Here is a 2,419-nt window from a genome sequence, read left to right as displayed (position 1 = left end):
AGAACTCAGCACTGCCGAGCATCAGCGTATTCAGGTTATGATTGCCGAGGGGGAAGGGCTGCGCTCTTTCAGCTCGCTGATTGTTGATATCGATAAATCAGATTTTGAAACAACGCTGTCAGTTCTGGAAACCCGGCCGCGGGCACTGCTCTTCCAGAATAAATAATTTATATTCGGTAATACCCCCATTCTGGAAAATAAGCGATTTCAAGGAAAAAGGTATTGCCGTCGAACAAGTGACTGACGGTGAACAGCAGCCAACAAAGCTCCCCATCTTCTGCTGCATCAGGAAGTGAAGTGACATCTGTCTTGATGTAACGGGAATAACTTTATAAAAGCCCTTTTAATATCAGGCTGATTTTATCTATTGTTGCCTGTTAAACCTATTTTTTGCTATTTTTATCGTCTGGCTAGATCTTATAATAAGAAAAATTGTCGAGATGAGCGAATTATGAATAGTTATAGTGTAATTGATAAAGATAAATGGCACAGGAAAGCGCATTTCAATTTTTATAGTAAGTTTGATAACCCTTGTTTCAATCTATGCGTTCCGGTTCCAGCTCAAAAACTATATGATTTTGCCAGAGATAAAAATGAATCGTTTTTTCAACTGGCGCTGTATGCCATCCTTCGTGCAGCAAACTCAGTTCCCCAACTGAAGCAACGGTTGTTAAACAAGGATGTTATTGAATATTCAAGCATTAACGTCATGACTCCAATCATGACTGAGAGCGAAGGATTTCGTCAGATTCTGTGTGAAAATACGCCTGACTATCCGAACTTCACGCAACAAGTGACTGCAAAAATTGATGCTGTAAAAACCTCTGACCCAGGGCCAATGATTGTTAAAGATGAGGGGTTTTTATGCGCAAGTTGCCTTCCATGGGTTCATTTCAGCTCAATCACTCACGCTGAATTTCATTTTAGCGGGGCCGTTCCTACGCTGACCTGGGGAAAGTTACAAAATGGAATAATTCCGGTGGCGTGCAAATTTAACCATGCGTTTGTTGATGGTCTTCATGCAGGCCGTTTCTTTGCTCTGGTTGAAGACTATTTTGACCGTCCAGATGCGCTTTACAGGCCCTCATCCTGACGTGTTTTAGTAGGTAAAAAGCAAATTACGCCAGAGCGTTACTGAGATTCTTAGGTGGGCATCGTAACCTGTTGCTCTGTAGGCGAAAAAATACCCTGTAAAGAACTGCACCCGAAAGCTGAATAGCAGGTCTGGTGAGGTGCAGTTTTTCGAAAGTTCATTAACCGGCAAGTTTCTAAGCAGCCGTAACCGGATGTTGCTCTGACAAAGCTGACCAGCACATATCGAAATATGGTGCTGATTTATTACCACTAATATCATCACGCACTAACATGAATTATCTTCTCGTCAGAAAGAGGGCAACAGACATTCCCTTCTTATTGTCAGACTTTCAAATCATTCGGTAGAAATAAAACCATCACTTTTTTTCTCAGTTTGGAGTTAAGTGAAGTCAGGCCGTTTCAAACAGCTACCTGATTTATCTTCTGCTGGCGAAGCCGCCAAAATGACAGCAATTATTTCTCTTGTCCGTAACTGGAGAGGCTGCGTTCAAGGCGTTCCTGCACCTGCGGCCACTCATCATCAATAATGCTGTAGCGTATAGAAGTGCGTTTTCGGCCATCGGGCATGATCCGTTCATTTCTGATAATGCCTTCCCTGGCTGCGCCAATGCGAAGAATTGCTGCCTGAGAACGCTCGTTCAACACATCGGTAGTAAACTGAACACGAACGCATTGAAGCTGCTCAAAGGCGTATCGCAGCAGTAGCAGTTTACTCTCCGTATTGGCAGCTGTTCTTTGCCAGCGCTGTGAATACCAGGTGTGGCCAATTTCGAGTTTGCGATTTTCGCGGTCGATCTTCCAGAAACGCGTTGACCCGATAATGCTTTGATCGGCTGAAAGCGTAATAGCAAACGGCATGACGGTGCCTTCGGCTTGCCCCTTAAGGGCCTTTTGGATGTACGCATCAACGGTGTCTGCAGAAGGCACGACGGTGAACGGCAGTGACCAAAGCTCTCCGGCCGCCGCCGCATTAACAAGTGACTGTGCATCAGCGTGAAGAAGCGGGCGTAGTGTTACAAGAGATCCTTGTAGAACAGGAGTCATATTTGTGACCTCAAGGTTATTTTATGTAGATGGGGATTACACATTAATGGTTCTCCCCGATCTCATTCTGGTCTGAGAAGAAGCCGGGAACGCCGATTAGCATGAATAGGGCTTCGTAACTCTTCGGCACTGTATCCGAGCATAATTTATCGAACCTGCATCCGGTATTCGATCATTCCGCTTTTACTGGCAACCCAGTCATACAGCCGCTGTCCACGGAAATTGGTTTCGTGCGTATGCCAGTAAACATGGCTAGAGCGATGCTTGCGGGCCTGCTTCT

The 2,419-nt window shown here is 45.0% G+C and carries 2 protein-coding genes and 1 pseudogene; 1 reads left to right on the top strand and 2 read right to left on the bottom strand.

All coding sequences use genetic code 11. The features are described from left to right. The first annotated feature begins 451 nt into the window (after positions 1 to 451). Positions 452 to 1,093, top strand: a complete 642-nt coding sequence (locus J5224_RS24980; protein WP_264627910.1) for a CatA-like O-acetyltransferase, family 1 — start codon at positions 452 to 454, stop codon at positions 1,091 to 1,093. Positions 1,094 to 1,548: 455 nt separating this feature from the next. Here J5224_RS24980 and J5224_RS24975 read toward each other — a convergent pair whose 3' ends face one another. Both J5224_RS24975 and J5224_RS24970 read right to left on the bottom strand, forming a co-directional pair. Next, on the bottom strand, positions 1,549 to 2,139 hold the full coding sequence (locus J5224_RS24975; protein ID WP_264627909.1) for a GNAT family N-acetyltransferase: 591 nt from the start codon (positions 2,137 to 2,139) through the stop codon (positions 1,549 to 1,551). Positions 2,140 to 2,285: 146 nt separating this feature from the next. Continuing rightward, positions 2,286 to 2,419: pseudogene (locus tag J5224_RS24970) on the bottom strand (GNAT family N-acetyltransferase); the annotation flags it as partial.

The organism is Candidatus Symbiopectobacterium sp. NZEC135, from assembly GCF_025962695.1.
The sequence above is the reverse complement of the archived record's forward strand: the minus strand, read 5'-3'. Positions and strand labels throughout refer to the sequence as shown.

What these genes read in the sequence shown, in the direction of transcription:
- J5224_RS24980 (WP_264627910.1), top strand. Translation starts at nt 452, where the DNA reads ATGAATAGTTATAGTGTAATTGATAAAGATAAATGGCACAGGAAAGCG.
- J5224_RS24975 (WP_264627909.1), bottom strand. Translation starts at nt 2,139, where the DNA reads ATGACTCCTGTTCTACAAGGATCTCTTGTAACACTACGCCCGCTTCTT.